Origin of the sequence: Trichococcus flocculiformis, assembly GCF_963662535.1 — a bacterium.
GTDB classification, from domain to species: domain Bacteria; phylum Bacillota; class Bacilli; order Lactobacillales; family Aerococcaceae; genus Trichococcus; species Trichococcus flocculiformis.
Map to the genome: position 1 here is coordinate 904,636 of NZ_OY759718.1, position 19,374 is coordinate 924,009.

General features: G+C 47.4%; 17 protein-coding genes. 11 read left to right on the forward strand and 6 right to left on the reverse strand.

Annotated features, from left to right (window positions below):
• Window positions 1-218: 218 nt before the first annotated feature.
• The 7 genes from hprK to ACKPCD_RS04630 all read left to right on the forward strand — a co-directional run bounded on the left by hprK (window position 219) and on the right by ACKPCD_RS04630 (window position 7,712).
• Window positions 219-1,157 carry an HPr(Ser) kinase/phosphatase gene (gene hprK / locus ACKPCD_RS04600; RefSeq protein WP_068560949.1) on the forward strand — a complete coding sequence of 313 codons (939 nt, stop codon included), beginning with the start codon at window positions 219-221 and terminating at the stop codon, window positions 1,155-1,157.
• Window positions 1,158-1,177: 20 nt separating this feature from the next.
• Window positions 1,178-2,014, forward strand: a complete 837-nt coding sequence (gene lgt / locus ACKPCD_RS04605) for a prolipoprotein diacylglyceryl transferase (RefSeq protein WP_086988682.1) — start codon at window positions 1,178-1,180, stop codon at window positions 2,012-2,014.
• 7 nt (window positions 2,015-2,021) lie between these two features.
• Complete coding sequence (locus ACKPCD_RS04610; RefSeq protein WP_276641482.1) at window positions 2,022-2,672, forward strand: HAD-IA family hydrolase; 651 nt, start codon at window positions 2,022-2,024, stop codon at window positions 2,670-2,672.
• 19 nt (window positions 2,673-2,691) lie between these two features.
• Window positions 2,692-3,738 carry an NAD(P)H-dependent glycerol-3-phosphate dehydrogenase gene (locus ACKPCD_RS04615; protein WP_086988680.1) on the forward strand — a complete coding sequence of 349 codons (1,047 nt, stop codon included), beginning with the start codon at window positions 2,692-2,694 and terminating at the stop codon, window positions 3,736-3,738.
• Window positions 3,735-4,628 (forward strand): UTP--glucose-1-phosphate uridylyltransferase GalU, encoded by an 894-nt coding sequence (gene galU, locus ACKPCD_RS04620; RefSeq protein ID WP_321434129.1) that lies wholly within the window; start codon window positions 3,735-3,737, stop codon window positions 4,626-4,628. The genes ACKPCD_RS04615 and galU overlap by 4 nt, the downstream gene beginning before the upstream one ends.
• A gap of 217 nt (window positions 4,629-4,845) precedes the next feature.
• A complete protein-coding gene (gene trxB / locus ACKPCD_RS04625; protein ID WP_321434130.1) occupies window positions 4,846-5,817 on the forward strand; it encodes a thioredoxin-disulfide reductase in 972 nt (323 codons plus the stop codon).
• Window positions 5,818-5,984: 167 nt separating this feature from the next.
• Entirely contained in the window at window positions 5,985-7,712 is a 1,728-nt protein-coding gene (locus ACKPCD_RS04630; protein WP_276641480.1) for a phospho-sugar mutase, read from the forward strand.
• Window positions 7,713-7,777: 65 nt separating this feature from the next.
• Here the strand turns inward: ACKPCD_RS04630 and ACKPCD_RS04635 are convergent, their stop codons facing one another.
• The 6 genes from ACKPCD_RS04635 to ACKPCD_RS04660 all read right to left on the reverse strand — a co-directional run bounded on the left by ACKPCD_RS04635 (window position 7,778) and on the right by ACKPCD_RS04660 (window position 14,298).
• On the reverse strand, window positions 7,778-8,398 hold the full coding sequence (locus tag ACKPCD_RS04635; protein ID WP_068560934.1) for an NAD(P)H-dependent oxidoreductase: 621 nt from the start codon (window positions 8,396-8,398) through the stop codon (window positions 7,778-7,780).
• 389 nt (window positions 8,399-8,787) lie between these two features.
• Entirely contained in the window at window positions 8,788-10,665 is a 1,878-nt protein-coding gene (gene asnB / locus ACKPCD_RS04640) for an asparagine synthase (glutamine-hydrolyzing) (RefSeq protein ID WP_086988676.1), read from the reverse strand.
• 181 nt (window positions 10,666-10,846) lie between these two features.
• Window positions 10,847-11,524 (reverse strand): ABC transporter permease, encoded by a 678-nt coding sequence (locus ACKPCD_RS04645; RefSeq protein ID WP_321434131.1) that lies wholly within the window; start codon window positions 11,522-11,524, stop codon window positions 10,847-10,849.
• Window positions 11,521-12,471, reverse strand: coding sequence for an osmoprotectant ABC transporter substrate-binding protein (locus ACKPCD_RS04650; RefSeq protein WP_321434537.1), 951 nt, complete (start codon window positions 12,469-12,471; stop codon window positions 11,521-11,523). The genes ACKPCD_RS04645 and ACKPCD_RS04650 overlap by 4 nt, the downstream gene beginning before the upstream one ends.
• 2 nt (window positions 12,472-12,473) lie before the next feature.
• Window positions 12,474-13,112: an ABC transporter permease gene (locus tag ACKPCD_RS04655; RefSeq protein ID WP_068560924.1), complete on the reverse strand. Its 639-nt coding sequence runs from the start codon at window positions 13,110-13,112 to the stop codon at window positions 12,474-12,476.
• Between the two features lie 4 nt (window positions 13,113-13,116).
• Window positions 13,117-14,298 (reverse strand): betaine/proline/choline family ABC transporter ATP-binding protein, encoded by a 1,182-nt coding sequence (locus ACKPCD_RS04660; protein ID WP_321434132.1) that lies wholly within the window; start codon window positions 14,296-14,298, stop codon window positions 13,117-13,119.
• A 389-nt stretch (window positions 14,299-14,687) separates the two neighbouring features.
• On the opposite strand from ACKPCD_RS04660, the gene glpK reads away from it, so the two are divergent.
• The 4 genes from glpK to whiA all read left to right on the forward strand — a co-directional run bounded on the left by glpK (window position 14,688) and on the right by whiA (window position 19,313).
• On the forward strand, window positions 14,688-16,199 hold the full coding sequence (gene glpK, locus ACKPCD_RS04665; RefSeq protein WP_321434133.1) for a glycerol kinase GlpK: 1,512 nt from the start codon (window positions 14,688-14,690) through the stop codon (window positions 16,197-16,199).
• A gap of 244 nt (window positions 16,200-16,443) precedes the next feature.
• Complete coding sequence (rapZ, locus tag ACKPCD_RS04670) at window positions 16,444-17,334, forward strand: RNase adapter RapZ (protein WP_068560919.1); 891 nt, start codon at window positions 16,444-16,446, stop codon at window positions 17,332-17,334.
• Window positions 17,331-18,329, forward strand: coding sequence for a gluconeogenesis morphogenetic factor MgfK (locus tag ACKPCD_RS04675; RefSeq protein ID WP_288926507.1), 999 nt, complete (start codon window positions 17,331-17,333; stop codon window positions 18,327-18,329). Before rapZ ends, ACKPCD_RS04675 begins: the two co-directional genes overlap by 4 nt.
• Before the next feature lie 42 nt (window positions 18,330-18,371).
• Window positions 18,372-19,313: a DNA-binding protein WhiA gene (whiA, locus tag ACKPCD_RS04680; RefSeq protein ID WP_321434134.1), complete on the forward strand. Its 942-nt coding sequence runs from the start codon at window positions 18,372-18,374 to the stop codon at window positions 19,311-19,313.
• Window positions 19,314-19,374: the final 61 nt, after the last annotated feature.

Here is a 19,374-nt window from a genome sequence, read left to right on the forward strand (position 1 = left end):
GTTCAACAATAGCAGTCAGTATCAAATAACCTAAATGAAGGCAGCTGAAACGATTGTTTCAGCTGCCTTTTGTTCTTTCGTATGCATGGATAAAATGTTATGATGGATAGGAATACAATAAACCACAAGCGATTCAATTATTGTTTGAGGAGAGATGAAAAAGAGAAAATCCTGCCTGATCGAGGTCAGGAAATTAAATGATAGAGTGAGGGATAAGAATGGCGAATACAGTCACTGTAAAGGAATTAGTGGATTCTTCAGGTTATGTTGTGCTGAGCGGAGAAGAGTTCTTGGGAAATAAAATCACAACCAGCGAAATCTCCAGACCCGGCGTCGAGTTGACCGGTTTCTTTAATTTTTACCCGTCGGCCCGTATCCAATTGTTGGGGAAAACGGAACTGACATTTATCGAGCGGATGACTGCAGAAGAGCGCCTGATCGTTATGAGACGCCTCTGCAGCAAAGAAACACCTTGCTTCGTTATCGGACGCAGATTGCCTGCGCCCTCAGAATTGACGAAAGCCGCTCAAGAAGCTGGTATACCGATTCTTTCGGCGCAATCCAGAACGACAAGAGTTTCCAGCAACATCACCAATTTCCTTGAGGGCAAATTGGCTGAACGCGTTTCGATGCACGGGGTTTTCGTGGATGTATTTGGAATGGGGGTCATGATTACAGGGGATAGCGGCGTCGGGAAGTCGGAGACGGCTTTGGAATTGATCCAAAAAGGACACCGGTTGGTCGCTGATGATCGTGTTGATCTGTATCAGCATGACGAAAATACGCTGATAGGTGAGGCACCAGGCATTCTTCGCCATCTGATCGAAATCCGCGGAATCGGAATTATTGATGTGATGACGCTGTTCGGGGCCGGCGCGGTCAAACAGGCTAATGAAGTCAATCTTATTGTTAACCTGGAACTTTGGAGCAAAGACAAGAAATTTGAACGTCTGGGCAGTACCGAGGAAATCGTGAACATTTTGGATGTCGGCATCCCTAAAATCACAATTCCGGTAAAGACAGGGCGAAATCTTGCTATCATCATCGAAGTGGCTGCCATGAATTTCCGTGCGAAAACGATGGGCTATAATGCCGCTGAGACTTTCGAAAGAAATCTGGAAGCTTTGATTAAAGAGAATACCCAAAAAGGCGAATAGCTTGAACAAAGGAGATTAACATGACTAATTTGATAGCCGCATTAAACCCCGTCGCCTTGTCGTTCGGCGGTTTGGAGATCCGTTGGTATGGTGTCATCATAGCGGCAGGGATACTTGTTGCCATGGCATTGGCTACGAAAGAGGCCGAGAAAAAAGGACTGGATCCGGACTTTATCGTCGACATGATGTTCTGGACGATACCGATAGGAATCATCGGCGCCCGCATTTACTATGTATTGTTTGAATTGGATTATTATTTGCAGAACCCAGGCGAAATCATTCAAGTCTGGAATGGTGGCATCGCCATTTACGGTGCGTTGATCGCCGGTATTTTGACGATCTATTGGTACACAAAACGAAAAGGAATTTCCTTTGCATTGACGATGGATATTTTGGCACCCGCAGTTCTGATTGCACAATCCATCGGCAGATGGGGGAATTTCATGAACCAGGAAGCCCATGGTGAGGAAGTCAGCCGCGTCTTTTTGGAGAATTTGTTCCTGCCTGAATTCATTATTGAACAAATGAACATCAATGGGATTTATTACCACCCGACCTTCTTGTACGAGTCGCTCTGGTCGTTGGCCGGTTTTGTGCTGATTCTGTTCCTGCGCAGAAAAGAACAACTGTTGCGTGTCGGTGAAGTAATGTTCACTTATGTCATGTGGTACTCGTTCGGACGCTTCTTCATCGAAGGGATGCGTACAGACAGCCTGTACCTTTTCGGGCCTATCCGCGTTTCGCAGGCGCTGTCCATCCTTCTGTTCCTCGGAGCAATGGTGTACTGGGCTTACAGACGCCGAAATAATTATCCGCCTGATCCCTACTACACGGATATCAGTAGAAAGAGAGTATAATAGACGAATGGAATTTAAAACAATATTATTTGATTTTGATGGCACTATCGCTGATACGAACCGACTTATCAGTGAAAGCCACTTTGTTGTCATGGAGGAAAATTTCCCGGGCCGGTTCAAAATGAAGGAAATGGCTCAGTTCAACGGTCCCAGTCTAGAGGAAATATATGGGCGTCTTGATCAGGACAGAAAAGATGAGTTGGTCGCACGTTACCGGGAAGTGATGCTGGAGAAGCATGATGAAATGATCGGACTTTTTCCTGGTATCAAAGAAATGCTTGGAAATCTCAAACAAGAAGGCTTGCGCTTAGGCGTCGTTTCGACAAAACGTACCGATGTGCTGAAAAGAGGCATATCCATTTTAGGCATCACGGATTATTTTGATACGATCATTGGGTCAGGCGATTTTTCACAACCCAAACCTGATCCGGAGTCGCTCTTTCTGGCTATGGAACGTTTGGAAGCAAAAAGAGAGACCAGCGCGATGGTCGGGGACAATCACCACGATATAGTCGCAGGCAATAATGCGGGAATCACAAGTATTTTTGTGGGCTGGTCCGAAAAAACGACTGCCTTTATCCAACCCTATCAACCAACAAAAATAGTCAAAAACCCACATGAGTTGGAAGAGTACATTCTTTCCGGCGTGAGAGTTTAATGGAGGGGAAGAGATCAAAATGAGACAAAAAGTTGCTGTACTAGGGGCTGGTTCTTGGGGAACAGCCTTATCGATGGTATTGGATGAAAATGGACATGAAGTCCGTCTTTGGGGGAATGACCCACAACAAATCAAAGAAATCAATGAGCAGCATACGAATGAGCATTACTTACCCGGTGCAAAGCTGAGTGAATCGATTGTAGCGTACACCGATCTGAAAGCTGCTATAGGTGACGCGGATGCGCTTTTGTTCGTTCTGCCGACAAAAGCAATCCGTGTAGTTGCGAAAGAAGTCGCATCATTATTGGACGGCCAAACAAGGCCGCACCTGATACATGCCAGCAAAGGATTGGAACAGGATACCCATAAACGGATTTCCGTCATCATCCAAGAAGAGATTCCGACAGAGAAATACGATAGCTTGGTTGTCCTTTCCGGACCAAGCCATGCGGAAGAAGTCGCAAAAAAAGACATCACAACGATCACTGCCGCATCCCAGGACGAAGAGGATGCAGCTTATGTGCAAAAACTGTTCATGAATCCTTATTTCAGGGTCTACCGGAACACGGATGTCATCGGAGTTGAATTGGGTGCTGCTTTGAAGAACATCATTGCCGTAGGTGCTGGGGCGCTTCATGGATTGGGTTACGGCGATAATGCGAAGGCGGCTTTGATGACACGCGGATTAGCGGAAATCAGTCGTCTGGGGATCGCTTTCGGTGCAGATCCTATGACATTCTTCGGTTTGAGTGGCGTGGGCGACCTGATCGTGACCGGCACCAGCCGCCATTCGCGGAACTGGCGAGCAGGGGATCTGATCGGAAAAGGCCAGGATCTGGATGAGGTGCTGAACAATATGGGGATGGTCGTTGAAGGTGTAGCAACAACAAAGGCCGCTTATGAGTTGGCGCAGGAAAAAGGCATCGAAATGCCGATCACAGAAGCCATCTATAAAGTGTTGTACGAGAAAGTCGATGTCAAAAAAGCAATCGAGGAATTGATGCTGCGCGAAGGCAAAGCGGAGCAATCTTCTCAAAATGTGGAAAAGGGGAGCCAATCAATATGAAGAAAGTCAGAAAAGCAGTGATTCCTGCTGCGGGATTCGGAACGCGTTTTTTACCGGCAACGAAAGCGATGGCAAAAGAAATGTTGCCGATCGTCGATAAGCCGACCATTCAATTCATCGTCGAAGAAGCAATCGCATCAGGGATCGAAGATATCCTGATCGTAACCGGAAAAAGCAAACGTCCGATTGAAGACCATTTTGATTCAAATATTGAATTGGAAGCGAATCTGCGTGAAAAAGGCAAAAATGAATTGTTGGAATTGGTTCAGGAAACGACCGGGTTGCGCATCCATTTCGTCCGCCAGTCTTATCCATTGGGGCTGGGTCATGCGGTTCTGCAGGCGAAAGCTTTTGTCGGAGATGAACCATTTGTCGTCATGCTGGGTGATGATCTCATGGAGGATGAAGTGCCGTTGACCAAGCAGTTGATGGATGCTTACGAGCGCACGCATGCTTCCAATATCGCCGTGATGGAAGTGCCGCATGAAGAAACATCCAAATACGGCATCATCGATCCGGATCAGGAACTGGAACCAGGCCTGTTCAACGTCCGCAGATTCGTCGAAAAACCGAAGCCGGAAGACGCACCGAGCAATTTGGCTATCATCGGCCGGTACTTATTGACTCCGGAAATTTTCGAAATTCTGGAGAATCAAAATCCAGGTGCCGGCGGAGAAATCCAATTGACCGACGCAATCGATACTTTGAACCAAACGCAGCGCGTCTTCGCAAAACGCTTCGACGGCAAGCGTTTTGACGTTGGAGACAAATTCGGTTTCCTGACGACAAGCATTTCCTATGGCCTCACCCATCCGGAAATAAAAGATAAATTGAAAAATTATCTGGTGGAGCTTGGTGAAAAACTGACTGCCGAGGATGAAGGCAAATAGCCGTTTTGGTAATCCGAATCCAGCCGAATATTGAGTGATAAACAATAGAAGCCGAGCCATCAATCGTTCTGCGATCAATGGCTCGGCTTCTTCTCGCTGACTTTGGAGCCATGAGCAGAATTGTGGCACAAACAATCAAGTCAGAGTAAACTATATTAGAACCAGATTCCGGCACCTGACCGGAACAGACTTGACACAAGAAGGAGATACAAAAAATATGGAACAGACTGAAACAATTTATGACGTCATCGTCATCGGAGCCGGACCAGGCGGAATGACCGCAGCACTGTACGCATCCCGATCAAATTTGAAGACGTTATTGCTGGAGCGTGGCATTCCCGGTGGGGAGATGAACAATACAGCTGAAGTTGAGAATTACCCTGGTTTCAATTCGATTTTAGGCCCTGAGTTGGCTGAACGGATGTATGAAAGCACAATGCAATTCGGGGCGGAGCATGTTTATGGCGATGTAAAACGAATTGTTGTCGACGGCGATTACCGTATCGTTGAAGCAGGCAAAAAAACCTATAAGACACGTGCCGTCATCATTGCGACCGGGTCCTACCACCGAAAATTGGGTGTTCCCGGTGAGGAGCAGTACAACGGCCGCGGCGTTTCCTATTGTGCCGTCTGTGATGGAGCTTTCTTTAAAGGCAAAAAACTAGCCGTGGTCGGCGGCGGAGATTCTGCCGTGGAGGAAGGGACTTATTTGACGCAATTCGCGGATGTCAACATCGTGCACAGACGGGATGAGTTGCGGGCTCAAAAAGTCATCCAGGATCGTGCCTTCAAAAATGAGAAAGTTTCCTTCACTTGGAATGCCATTGTGGAAGAAATCAAGGGCGACGGACAAAAGGTCACTGGCGTGGTGATCCGCAACAAAAATACCAATGAAATCACGGAAGAAGCTGTTGACGGTGTCTTCATCTATGTTGGTATCCTGCCGCAATCGGATGCTTTCCTTGATTTAGGGATCACGGATGAAGAGGGCTGGATCATCACGAATGAGCACATGGAAACGGCGATACCGGGCATCTTTGCCATCGGGGATGTGCGTCAAAAACTTCTGCGTCAAATTACGACTGCTGTCGGTGATGGCGGAGAAGCCGGAAACCGCGCATTTGCTTACATAGAAGACTTGCATGACCGCTTGGCAGCCGCCGAAGCGGCTGCTGAGACGGTGGACTGAAAATATTGTCCACACAACAACAATTTTATTGTCCAGTTCATTAGTACCCCGAAAGTTCACGTTCTGAAATCAGAGCGTGAATTTTTTTGTAGATTCAATCTTTTCGCTCAATTGGCATGCAAATAATGTTATAATATGATTAAACTAATATGGGAAGGATGATGAAAATGTCTTATCAAGAAACCATCGAGCAATGGAATGATTTTGCCTTATTAGAACCTACATTAAAAGAAGAATTAAAATCTTTGGAGGGAAATGAAGAAGCACTGAAAGATGCTTTTTTTGCTCCGCTGGAATTCGGAACTGCCGGAATGCGCGGCATCCTGGGAGTCGGGATCAATCGGATGAACATCTACACAGTCCGCCAAGCGACCGAAGGCTTGGCTCGTTTGATGGAGGCAAAAGGTGAAGAAGCGAAAAAACGCGGCGTCGCGATCGCTTACGATTCCAGACACCAATCTCCGGAGTTTGCGATGGAGGCTGCGAAAACATTGGGTGCACACGGCATTCCGGCTTTCGTTTTTGAAAGCTTACGCCCCACACCTGAATTATCCTTTGCGGTAAGACATTTGAATGCGCTAACGGGGATCATGATCACAGCGAGCCACAACCCGGCTGATTACAACGGTTATAAAGTCTATGGAGACGACGGCGGCCAGATGCCACCTGCCGATGCGGACGCTTTGACTGATTATGTGAGAGCAATTGAAAATCCACTGACCATCCAAGTGGGCGATGAAGCAGAGCTGAAAGCAGCGGGCTTGATCAAAATGCTTGGGGAAGAGGTCGATGCAACTTACCTTGACCTTGTCAAAACAGTGACCGTCGATCCTGCCCTTGTCCATGAAATGAGCAAAGAAATGAAATTGGTCTTCACGCCGCTGCATGGAACCGGGCAGATGCTGGGTGAACGTGCTTTGAAGAATGCCGGGTTTGAAGGCATCTATCTCGTGCCGGAACAGGCAGTGGCCGATCCAAATTTCTCAACCGTGAAATCACCGAATCCGGAAGAAGCTGGCGCATTTGAGTATGCCATCAAACTTGGAACGGAATTGGATGCGGATATTTTGGTTGCGACCGATCCGGATGCTGACCGCTTGGGCGCGGCCGTCCGCAAAGCAAAAGGCGAGTACGTTGTTCTGACAGGTAACCAGATTGCTTCATTGATGCTGGATTATTTGTTGCGCGCGAAAAAAGCGGCTGGTACATTGCCAGCCAACGGTACAGCCCTGAAATCGATCGTATCGAGCGAGTTGCCGACAGCAATCGCCAAATCTTATGGAGCGGACATGGTGGATGTACTGACCGGTTTCAAATTCATCGCAGAAAAAATCAAGCAATACGAAGAAGATCACAGTAAAGAATTCTTGTTCGGCTTCGAGGAAAGCTACGGCTATCTTGCAAAACCTTTCGTTCGCGATAAAGACGCCATCCAGGCCCTCGTGTTGATTGCCGAAGTAGCTGCGTACTACAAGAAAAAAGGTCAAACGCTGTACGATGGCTTGGTCGAAATTTTCGAAACACATGGCTATTATAAAGAACAGACGATTTCCGTTACGATGTCCGGCATCACCGGAGCAGAAAAAATCAAAGCGCTGATGGCCCAATTCCGTACGGAAGCACCAGCGGATTTCGCAGGCATCGCCGTATCGATCACGGAAGACTTCGGCAACTCTACAAAGACATTCTCTGACGGCTCCACTGAAAGCATCGATATGCCGAGCTCGAATGTGCTGAAATATTTCCTGGAGGACGGCAGCTGGATCGCCATCCGCCCAAGCGGAACAGAACCAAAAATCAAATTCTATATCGGTGCCAAAGCGGAAAGCCAAGCCGCAGTCGATGAAAAAGTCGCTGCTTTTGAAACAAGCATCCGTACTTTGACCGCTGAATAATCCGAAATAAACTAAAAAAAGGAAGTCCGAAGATTACGGACTTCCTTTTTGCTGTGGATTGTTCATCAGAATGTTTTGGCCAGTTGTTTGGCTTTTTCGATCGCATCCGCAACGATTTCATCGGCACGATCCGGATATGTGTCCATACCTTCAACGAATAGTTGTGAAATCTCCTCGACCCCCAGAAAATGGAAAATGCTCTTGATGTACTGGCTGGCAGGATCGCTTCCGTCGAAAATGCCGCCATTCGCTTGGATATGCAACAATTTCTTGTCCGGGACCATTCCGACTGCTCCGGATTCCGTGTAACGGAATGTCTGACCAGCAACTGTGATAGTGTCGATCCATGTCTTCAGGCGACTGGGAACATGCATGTTCCATAATGGATTGGCGATGATGATCTTATCCATGGAAACAAAATCATCGGTATAGTGATTGAACAGCGTCACTTTTTCTTGCTGACGGGAAGTCAACTGATCAAAAAGCACGCCTTTCGATAATTCCTTCCAGGCTGTCAAAAGATCCCGATCGATCTCAGGGATGGCGACTTCATAAAGATTCATGTCTTTGATGCGATCATAAGGATTCAAAGCTTTGTATTCCTCCAGAAAAGCATCCAAAACTTTCATGGAGCGGGATACACTGCTGTCGAACGGATGCGCGCGCACAACTAAAACTCTGGCCATAGAAAAACCTTCTTTCCAATTTTTATACCTTAATGATACCATTTGCACGCAAAGATAAGAAAGCATAACCCATCACCGACAGGATGATTCGCTGACCAAAAACAGAAGGGGATTTCCCGGATGAATTGAAGCAGCAATCAGTGGTCTGTTCTCCTCTGGCGAACGGAGGCTTCGCCGGAGTTCGGCCCACAGACAGTATGCGTACTCCGGTTAGGGGTGGTTCGCGGGAGTTCAGGCTGATTGTCGGTGGCGTTCTCCGGCTAAAGACCGCTCACCGGAGCTAGGCAGCATTTCGGACGCGCTCCTCCGGTCAGCTGGCCGCGCAGAAACAGGCGCACAAAAACAGGAGCCTCCGCGCTAGGAGGCTCCTGTTTCTGATTTATGTAATCTTAAGCTACGAAAGCTTCCGAAGACAGAGGTGTTTCATCAATGAAGAAACGTTTGTACCAGACGAGGAAGATATAGGCTGTCCAGATTTGGCGGCCATAATCCAATTTTTTCGTATAGTTGTCGTCGAGAATCTGTACAAGCTTATCGGTGTCGAAAAATTCTGCTGCATAGTCGGAAGCGAAAGCTTTTCTGACTTCGTTGTAGAATTCTTCTTCGCGCAGCCAGTGACGGATCGGAGTCGGGAAGCCCAACTTCGGACGTTTCGCCCATTCTTCAGGCAGGACATCGGCAGCGGCTCTACGGAGCACGTATTTTGTATCGATTTCGTTGACACGATAATCGGATGGGATGCGTTTCGCCAATTCCATGACTTCTTTATCCAGGAAAGGTACGCGCAGCTCCAACGAGTGGGCCATGCTCATCTTGTCGGCTTTCAACAGGATATCCCCAGGCATCCAAAGGTTCAGATCGAGATACTGCATCTTCGTCACATCATCCTGACCTTTGACTTCGTCGTAGATCGGTTTGGTTATCGAACGGATATCCGGACCGTTTTTGTAGGCCGGCTTCAGGATATCCACAGCTTCTTCTTCGTCCCAGACGATGGCCTGGCCGATGAAGCGTTCTTCCACTTTTTGACCGCCTTTGACCAGGAAGGTCGTCAGCGTATTTTTCGGCAATTTATGTGCCAATTTGCCGATGCCTTTTCTTAGGCTGTAAGGTACTTTTTCATAGGTCTCCATTTTCTTGGATGGCTCATACCAAGAGTAGCCGCCGAAAATTTCATCAGCGCCTTCACCCGAAAGTACGACCGTCACATCTTTCTTCGCCAATTCAGCCAAGAAATACAACGGAACGGAAGACGGATTCGATTGCGGTTCATCCATATGGTATTGGATGGTAGGCAGGGCATGAAAAGCTTCCTCAGGCGAGATGTACTTGCGGACATTCTCGATGCCGAGGATGTCGGAAAGATCAGCAGCTTGGTTGGTTTCGTTGAACATTTTTTCATATTCCGAGAAGCCGACCGAAAAAGATTTTTCCGGTTTCATCAAGGCTGTGACCAAGCTGGAATCGACACCGCCGGAAAGGAAGGCGCCTGTCTTCACATCACTGATTTTGTGGGCACGGACGGAATCTGCCATTGTCGCTTTGACTTCTTCCACATAGCTCTCCAAAGTGCCATTTTCGGCATGGAATTTTTTGTCCCAATATTCGACCGTATGGATATCGTTGCCTTTCAGCACCATATAATGCGCCGGTTTCAATTTGTGGACGCCTTTGAAGAAGGTTTCGCCCATCGAAGAGTATTGCAGCGTCAAATAAGGGCGCAAAGCATCTTTGTTCACTTCTTTGATGAAAGCAGGGTGAGCCAAAAATGACTTGATTTCAGAACCGAAAAGCAGGCTGCCGTCGGTTGTGTTCGTCGTGTAGTACAAGGGTTTGATGCCGAAGCCGTCACGGGCGATGAACATCGTGTCGTTCACTTTGTCCCAGATCGCGAACGCGAACATGCCGCGCAGTTGTTTCACGAAGTCATAACCGTATTCTTTATAGCCGTAAATCAAAACTTCACTGTCCGTCTTGGAATGGAAGATATGTCCTTTTTGCTTCAGATCTTCGCGCAACTCCTGGAAGTTGAAGATTTCACCGTTGAACACCAATACCAAATTTCCGTCGGCACTGTACATCGGTTGTTTTCCGTTATCGGAAAGATCGATGATGCTCAAGCGGCGGAAGCCTAACGTTACTTTGTCATCAGAATACATGCCGCCACTGTCTGGTCCGCGGTGGACGATTCTGTTCATCATACCTTCAATCACAGTCTGATGGTTCCATGCAGTCGATCCATGGATATATCCAACAAAACCACACATTTATACCACTCCTTAAGTATCTCTTGCTAGATCAGAATTTCTGTCCGTCTAGAGTCCAATCTATTCTATCACAAATGGAAAATCATTAAAAGAAATTATCCAATCGGGAATCTAAACGGAATATCCAAAAATCAAAGGACAAGATGTTCCACTTTTCATGGAACAGTCTTGTCCTTCGAATTCAGTGCTTACGTTTTACTTTGCTGGAGGGATCCAGACGTTTTTCCATCAGACCCAACAACCAGTCGGCCAGAACGGCCATCAAAGCGGTCGGAATAGCACCGGCGAGGATGATGGCTGTCCCGTTCGTCGCATTGACGCCGCGGGAAATGATATCCCCTAATCCGCCGGCACCGATGAAGGTACCGATGGCAGTGATACCGATCGCAACGACCAAAGCATTACGCAATCCGGCCATGATGACGGAAAGGGATAAAGGTAATTCGACCAGATAGGTCAATTGCATCCGCGTCATGCCCATGCCTTTGCCCGTATCCAACAAGGCGGCATCGACATTCCGGACACCCGTGTAGGTGTTTTTGATGATCGGCAGCAACGAATACAGGAAGACGGTCGCAATGACGGTGTCCGATCCGAGTCCTAGTCCGAGCATCAAAATGGACAACAGCGCCAACGAAGGGATTGTCTGGATGACATTGGCGGCGCCGATGATCCAATCCGCCAACTTCTTGTGGCGCGCAATCCAAAAACCGAGGGGGATCGCCACAATCGCCGCGAACAGCACACCGTAAATGGAAATCAGAAAATGACGGGTGAATTGTTCGAATACATAGCCGGCGTTCTCTCTATAATAGTAGAGCAATTGCTGAAGTGTGTTCATTTCACTTAAGTTCATCATTTTCGCTCCTTTAGGGGTGTGACTTCTTTATCTTCGAAATAGTTGTTCTCTTCCAAGAAAGTTTGCGCGACGGTTTGGGCTTCCACCAAATCGTTGTCGACTTCATAGTTCATTGCCTGCATCAGCTCATCCGTCAGCGTATCCTCAAGTTTCAGAAGGATGGCCTCCAGTTCGGGGTAAGCCTCAAGAATCTCTTTAGTGGCAACCGGACTGGCGTCGTATGGCGGGAACAGTTGCAGATCGTCTTCGAGAACGACCAGGTCATAGCTTGCGATCCGGCCGTCAGTGGAGTAGCCTAAAACGATATCCATTTCGTCCGCCTGCAGGGCATCATAGACAAGACCGACTTGCATGGGATAGACACGCTGGAAGTCAAAACCATATGTTTCTTTGAAGGCTTCATACCCGTCGCCTTCCCGCTCCATCCAGGAGTTGTCCACTCCAGCCCGCAGATTGGGTGCCAATGCCGCGAGGTCGCTGACAGTCTTCAGATTGTTTTCTTCGGCAAATTCACGTGTTACCAAGAAGGCATATGTGTTGGCAAACCCGTAGGAAGGGAACCAAACCTGATTGAATTTATCATCGAAGCCCTTCACAACAGATTCGAAAGCCAATGTGGGATCGGTGATAGGATCCATGGCCAACTCACCGGTCAGAGAAGTCCCTGTATAGCGAGCGGCCGAAACATTTGCATCGCCGCCGATCATAGCTTGGTGATTCAAAGTCGATGAACCGAGGTTGTTGACCATATCCACGGAAGCATCCGGCAGATAGTGTTCGACCATCCCTCTGACCATATAACTCAATATTTGCATTTCTGTCGTTGTCCCACCGGTGATGACGATGCCGTCATTGTTTACGGAGGCACCCAGACCAGGCAGAGAGCAAGCCGCCAATAACAGTACTGTCAGCGGGAAAAGCAACCATTTTTTCATATATTTCTTCATCATCAGTTTCCTCCTTTTGCAGATGTTGTCTGTGGAGAAACGAATCGTTCAAGCTTACCGAGGAGGAAGTCAACCAATAAAGCCAACAAGGTTACCGGCAGGGTTCCCCAAATGATCATTTCCTGATCGTATACATTCAATCCGTTGAAAATGTAATCCCCTAAACCACCGGCTCCGATATACGAAGCAAGAGTCGCCCAAGCGATGACGTACACTCCCGCCAACCGGATCCCGGACATGATGACCGGGGCAGCAAGCGGCAATTTCACCTGCAGAATAATCTGATTATCGGTCATACCCATCCCTTTTGCGGAGTCAACGATCGTGCTGTTCACATTTGAGATGCCGATGAACGTATTTCTCAGAATCGGCAAGAGTGAATAGATGAACAAGGCTACAATCGCGGGAAGCTTTCCGATTCCGAACAAGGGAATCATCAAGGCAAGCAAAGCCAGAGAAGGGACAGTTTGTAGAATCGAAACAAAACTGATGATAAAACCGGAATAGCGTTTGAAACGTGTCAAGGCGATGCCTAAAGGAACAGCAATCAGAACGCCAAGCACCAGCGCCATCGCTGAGATGTAGAAATGTTCTCCTGTTTTAAAGAGCAACTCGGAACCATTCGCTTTCAAAAAGTCCATATCATCACCCCTCAACCGTTTCGATGTCCGCGGTTGTCTCGATTACTTCTTCCGCCGGCATTTCGGGCTCTATGTCTCCCCAAATTGTGTCATAGACCATATCCACAATGGATGTGCGGGTGATCAAGCCGATAAGCTGATTATTTTCATTGACCACAGGAATATTTTTGTAACCCAATTTCAGGATCCGTTGTAAAGCATCCCGGACGAGTGTGCCTTCACGAACAAAGGAAACCTCACTCATGACCTCGCCGGCAGTGACTGGACGGCGTCGGTTGGTATCGATCGCTTCGACACTCAACATGCCCAACAAGATATCATCCACATCGGTCACGAACAAACTATCGACACGACGGGTGCGCATCAATTTGATGGCTTCAGACAGATTTTGGTCTGACGAAACCGAAACTGGGCCGCGGATCATGATCTGCTCAACAGTGCGGAAATTCGTGCGCGCTTGGCTCAGACGTTCTTCACCTATAAAGTTTTCGACGAATGCGTTCGCCGGATCCATCAGGATATTATCGGGTGTGTCGAATTGAACGACTTTTCCGTCCTGCATGATGACGATCCGGTCTGCCAGTTTCAAAGCTTCATCCATATCATGCGTGACGAAGATAACCGTTTTTCCCAATTCACGTTGCAGTTCTTTGAGGGTTTCCTGCAGGGAATCGCGAGTGATCGGATCCAAAGCTCCGAAAGGTTCATCCATCAAAATGATGTCCTGGTCAGCTGCCAAAGCCCGGATAACACCGATACGCTGTTGTTGCCCGCCAGACAGTTCGGATGGGTAGCGTTCGAGAAACTCCAAAGGAAGGTCGACTTTTTGAATCAGCTCTTCTGCAATTTTCCTTTGTTTTTCGACAGGCCATTTCAATAGTTTTGGAACCATAACGATGTTATCGAAGATGGTCATGTGGGGCATCAGGCCGATCTGCTGGATGACGTAGCCGATTTGGCGTCTCAGTTCCACCGCGTTCATGTCCTTGCTGTTTTTTCCGTTGATCAAAATTTCACCGGAGGTTGGTTCGATCATGCGGTTGATCATCCGCATAGAGGTTGTTTTGCCGCTGCCGCTCGTCCCGATGAATACAATGAACTCTCCGTCATTGAATGTCAGGTTCAGAGAATCCACAGCAATTTTCCCGCCTGGGAATCGTTTAGTAAGATTTTTAAATTCTATCATGGTTTCACCTCTTAGTATTTTTAGGTTCACAAGTGTCTTACTCTACCTTAACGCGCAACAAAGCCTTTTTGCAAATGATAAGGTTGAAATCTTGTGAAAAAAACGCATTTTCGGAAGCGTTCCCATCGTTGCGATGACGGTATATTTGCGACAAATTTTTATATTTTTAAATTCGCACATTCTGAATATCTCTAAATTGACAAACGTGACAGTAAATATAAGGTTAGAGATAATCCGGCATCATGCTGGGAACGAATAAAAATTATTGGGAATCATAAAAAAGAATGCTAGGATAATAGCGAGAGCAAATGCGCAGAGATGTGAATAAATGAGAACGTTTTCTCGTTTGCGTACAACAACAAATTTTAAGGCAGGAAAGAGGATTTCAAGTGGAAAAAAAATACATCATGTCTATAGATCAGGGAACAACCAGCACACGTGCAATCATCTGGGATAAGAAAGGCACAATCATCTCCTCTTCGCAAAGAGAATTGATGCAATATTATCCTGAACCGGGTTGGGTGGAACATGACGCGAATGAAATTTGGATCAGTGTCCAGTCGGTCATAGCGGATGCCTTGATCAGAGGAGCTATTCGTCCGGAGGAGATTGCGGCAATAGGTGTAACGAATCAGCGCGAGACGACGGTTGTGTGGGACCGCGTTACCGGAATGCCGATCCACCATGCAATCGTTTGGCAATCCCGCCAAACTTCGGAGATCGCCGATAAACTGAAGCAGGAAGGCCATAACGATTTCATCCATTCGAAAACGGGTCTGATCATTGACTCTTATTTTTCAGCCACAAAAATAAAATGGTTGCTGGACCATATTCCGAGTGCTCGAGAGCGGGCCGAAAAAGGAGAATTGCTCCTCGGCACCATTGATACCTGGATTGTCTGGAAACTGACCGGGAAAAAAGTGCACGTGACGGATGTTTCCAATGCCAGCCGGACGATGCTGTTCAATATTTATGATCTGAAATGGGACGAGGAAATCCTGGATTTACTGGCTATTCCGAGAACGCTATTGCCTGAAGTCCGCTCTTCATCAGAAGTATACGGCTATACGGAGGAAAACGATTTTTACGGATCGCGTATCCCGATTGGCGGAATAGCCGGCGATCAGCAGGCTGCTCTCTTTGGACAGACCGGTTTTGAACAGGGAATGGTGAAAAATACTTACGGTACGGGGGCGTTTATCGTCATGAACACCGGCCTTACACCGGTGAAATCGGAAAATGGCTTGCTTACGACGATCGCTTATGGGTTGAACGGCGAAATAAACTATGCTCTTGAAGGCAGCATTTTTGTGGCCGGTTCTGCTTTGCAATGGTTACGCGATGAAGCTGAGCTGATCCGATCAGCGGCGGAATCGGAAGAGTACGCCGAACTGCTTGAATCGAACGATAATGTCTACATGGTTCCTGCTTTTGTTGGATTAGGTGCCCCCTACTGGGACCAAGATGTGCGCGGCGCTTTCTTCGGATTGACCAGAGGGACTTCAAAGGCGCATCTGATCCGTGCGACACTCGAATCGCTGGCTTATCAGACGAAGGATGTTGTGGACACGATGCAGAAGGATTCCGGACTAGTCATCACGAATATGCGTGTTGATGGAGGGGCAGCGCACAACAACTTTCTGATGCAATTCCAAAGCGATCTGCTGAATACAACCTTGACCAGATCCAAAGTATTGGAGACAACGGCACTGGGAGCCGCATACCTCGCTGGTTTGGCAGTAGGATTCTGGAAGGACACCGATGACATTATCCAAAATTGGCAGCCTGACTGCGAGTTCCACCCACAAATGGCGACTGAAAAACGCGAAGACCTCTATGCTGGCTGGCAAAACGCAGTAGCCGCCGCCCGCCACTTCAAACACAAACCCAAGAGAGCGTGATGATTCGCGGTTAGGGGGTGAGCACTAAGCGGGCTAGCCGTAATGGGTTTGTTTTCGCCCATGAAGGTTAGCCAGATTAGGCGGAATCCCCTGCGAATCAGAACGCGTTTAAGAAAGAGCGTGATGATTTGCGTTCAGATAACCGAACAAAACTTAAGAATCACTAAAATATTCAGAAACAGACAAATGATACACCCGGTATGTTATAATAGATATATCTATTTTTTTGACTGGAGGAATTATCATGGCAGACACTCTCGAATTGGTAGTCATAACGGGGATGAGCGGCGCCGGAAAAACGGTCGCCCTGCAGACATTTGAAGATTTAGGCTATTTCTGTATAGACAATATGCCCCCAAGTTTGTTACCGAAATTTTGGGAACTTGTAAAAGAATCGGGTAAAATAAGCAGAATCTGCTTAGTGATCGATCTGCGCTCCCGGGCATTCTTTGATGAAATCATGTCTGCTGTGGACAGCTTGGACAACACTACTTTCATAACGACTAAGGTCATCTTCCTCGATTCGAAAGATGACGTGCTTGTTTCCCGATACAAAGAAACAAGAAGAAGTCATCCCCTGACCCAATCAGGCGGAACCGTACTGGAAGGAATCCGTAAAGAGAGAGAATTGCTTGAGGACATCCGCAATCGCTCACAGTTGGTCATCGATACAAGCGAGACAACACCCCGTCAATTAAGGGAACGCCTTCTCGACACTTTCAAAGTGGACGATAATGACGTTTTCCATATAGAAGTCGTATCTTTTGGTTTCAAGTATGGTTTGCCGATTGATGCTGATATCGTAATGGATGTGCGCTTTTTGCCCAACCCGCATTACGTAGATGAATTACGTCCACTGACTGGGCTTGATAAGCCAGTCTATGATTATGTCATGAAGCAACCGGAGACGGAAATATTTTACAAGAAATTTCTTGATTTATTGGAATACATCATTCCTGGTTATAAGAAAGAAGGCAAGACCAGTGTGAATATCGCCATTGGTTGTACAGGCGGGCAACACCGCTCGGTTGCTTTAGCAGAAAGAACCAGCCTTCAATTAGAAAGCGCGGGGTATCAAGTGAATACAACCCACCGCGATCGTAATAAACGCAAAGAGACGGTGAATCGGTCATGAGTCAAAATCCGAGCAGAACGAAGAAAATCGTCGTAATCGGCGGCGGAACGGGCCTGCCGGTCATTCTGGAAGAACTGAAGAATCACAATACAGACATCACGGCTATTGTCACAGTCGCGGATGACGGCGGCAGCAGCGGCATCATCCGCGACCATGTCAACATTGTGCCTCCCGGGGATATCCGCAACTGTATGATCGCGCTTTCCGATATGCCAAAACTGGAAAAGGATATTTTCCAGTACCGTTTCCATTCGAAGGATTCCTTCTTTTCCGGGCACGCCATCGGCAACCTCATCATCGTGGCCCTGACTGAAATGAAAGGGAGCATTTTCGATGCCATTCGGTTGCTGTCCGTTATGATGGGCGTTAAAGGCAAAATCTATGCCGCAGCTGACGAGCCGCTCTCACTCTATGCAGAGTTCAAGGACGGCACTGTCGTCAAGGGTGAATCGAAAATCGCAAAAGGCCGTAAAAAGATCGAGCGCGTGTATGTCAAACCTTTGGATGAAACAAGGGAGGCTGTCGCTTCCCGTCACGTCATCAACAGTATCCTGGAGGCTGATATGGTCGTTATCGGACCGGGAAGTCTGTACACGAGCATTTTGCCTAACCTGATGATCCATGACCTCGGCCAAGCGGTCATCGATACCAAAGCCGAGAAAGTCTATATCTGTAACATCATGACGCAATTGGGCGAAACAGAGGGCTTCACTGATGCTGAGCATATCAAGGTATTGCATGATCATCTGAAAGCGAAATTCATTGACACCGTCCTGGTGAACACTGAAAAAGTTCCGGATGAATACCTGAATCAGCAAGCTGACGAAGAATATTTGCTGCAGGTCCGCCATGATTTCAAAGGATTGCGCGAAGAAAACTGCCGGGTCATTTCTGCCGATTTCCTGGATATGAAGAACGGCGGCGTATACCACGACGGCAAAAAAGTCGTTTCGGAACTGATCAATCTCATTTCCAATATCAAAACTATCTGTTGACCTTTTTTCTGATCGAAAGAAGCTGTCGGAAAGGAGGCGTATATGTCTTTTGCATCTGAAGTAAAAAAAGAATTGACGACATTGGAAGTGCACCGCGAGCATGCGAAAGCCGAGTTGACCGCATTGATCCGGATGAGCGGTTCGGTCAGCATCTATAATCAGGCTTTCGTCCTGAATGTCCAGACGGAAAATGCGGCAATCGCAAGACGGATGTATGTACTCTTGAAGGACCACTATTCATTCGAAAGCGAATTGCTGGTCCGTCGGAAAATGAAACTGAAGAAAAACAACGTCTATATTGTGCGCCTGAAACAAGGCGTCCGGGAACTGCTGAGTGATCTGAATATTTTCGATGGACTGTCGTTCAAGACGCAGGTTTCCGAAGATATCATGAACAATAACCAGAAGGAGCGCTCCTACCTACGCGGAGCTTTTATGGCCGGGGGATCGGTGAACAGCCCGGAAACGAGCCGTTACCATCTGGAAATCTATTCCAATTATGAGGACCATAATCAGGACATCTGCGACATGATGAATCACTTCGACCTGAATGCGCGGACGATCGAGCGGCGCAACGGTTTCATCACGTATCTGAAGGAAGCCGAGAAGATTGCTGATTTTCTGGCATTGATCGGTGCCCATAACGCGATGATGAAATTCGAGGACGTCCGGATTATCCGCGATATGCGTAATTCTGTCAATCGTTTGGTGAATTGCGAGAACGCCAATATGAACAAAACAATCGATGCGGCAGCAAAGCAAGTAGCCAACATCGAATTCATCGAAGCAATAGTAGGTCTGGAGAAATTACCGGATAAGCTGAAGGAAATCGCAGTCATCCGTTTGGAGAATCCCGACATCAGCCTTAAAGAGCTGGGCGAAATGATCCCAAGTGGAGCCATATCAAAGTCCGGCATCAATCACCGTTTACGAAAAATCAATGATTTTGCAGATTCGTTGCGGATGAGAAAAACCATCCGCTGATAAAAAAATAAACTCGGAGACAAAAAAGTCTTTGGGTTTATTTTTTTTATTAAAATGCACA

Coding starts and splice junctions, on each gene's coding strand:
- trxB (WP_321434130.1), top strand. CDS start 4,846: ATGGAACAGACTGAAACAATTTATGACGTCATCGTCATCGGAGCCGGA.
- galU (WP_321434129.1), top strand. CDS start 3,735: ATGAAGAAAGTCAGAAAAGCAGTGATTCCTGCTGCGGGATTCGGAACG.
- rapZ (WP_068560919.1), top strand. CDS start 16,444: ATGGCAGACACTCTCGAATTGGTAGTCATAACGGGGATGAGCGGCGCC.
- lgt (WP_086988682.1), top strand. CDS start 1,178: ATGACTAATTTGATAGCCGCATTAAACCCCGTCGCCTTGTCGTTCGGC.
- ACKPCD_RS04655 (WP_068560924.1), bottom strand. CDS start 13,112: ATGGACTTTTTGAAAGCGAATGGTTCCGAGTTGCTCTTTAAAACAGGA.
- ACKPCD_RS04675 (WP_288926507.1), top strand. CDS start 17,331: ATGAGTCAAAATCCGAGCAGAACGAAGAAAATCGTCGTAATCGGCGGC.
- ACKPCD_RS04645 (WP_321434131.1), bottom strand. CDS start 11,524: ATGATGAACTTAAGTGAAATGAACACACTTCAGCAATTGCTCTACTAT.
- whiA (WP_321434134.1), top strand. CDS start 18,372: ATGTCTTTTGCATCTGAAGTAAAAAAAGAATTGACGACATTGGAAGTG.
- ACKPCD_RS04635 (WP_068560934.1), bottom strand. CDS start 8,398: ATGGCCAGAGTTTTAGTTGTGCGCGCGCATCCGTTCGACAGCAGTGTA.
- ACKPCD_RS04615 (WP_086988680.1), top strand. CDS start 2,692: ATGAGACAAAAAGTTGCTGTACTAGGGGCTGGTTCTTGGGGAACAGCC.
- ACKPCD_RS04610 (WP_276641482.1), top strand. CDS start 2,022: ATGGAATTTAAAACAATATTATTTGATTTTGATGGCACTATCGCTGAT.
- hprK (WP_068560949.1), top strand. CDS start 219: ATGGCGAATACAGTCACTGTAAAGGAATTAGTGGATTCTTCAGGTTAT.
- ACKPCD_RS04630 (WP_276641480.1), top strand. CDS start 5,985: ATGTCTTATCAAGAAACCATCGAGCAATGGAATGATTTTGCCTTATTA.
- ACKPCD_RS04650 (WP_321434537.1), bottom strand. CDS start 12,471: ATGAAGAAATATATGAAAAAATGGTTGCTTTTCCCGCTGACAGTACTG.
- asnB (WP_086988676.1), bottom strand. CDS start 10,665: ATGTGTGGTTTTGTTGGATATATCCATGGATCGACTGCATGGAACCAT.
- ACKPCD_RS04660 (WP_321434132.1), bottom strand. CDS start 14,298: ATGATAGAATTTAAAAATCTTACTAAACGATTCCCAGGCGGGAAAATT.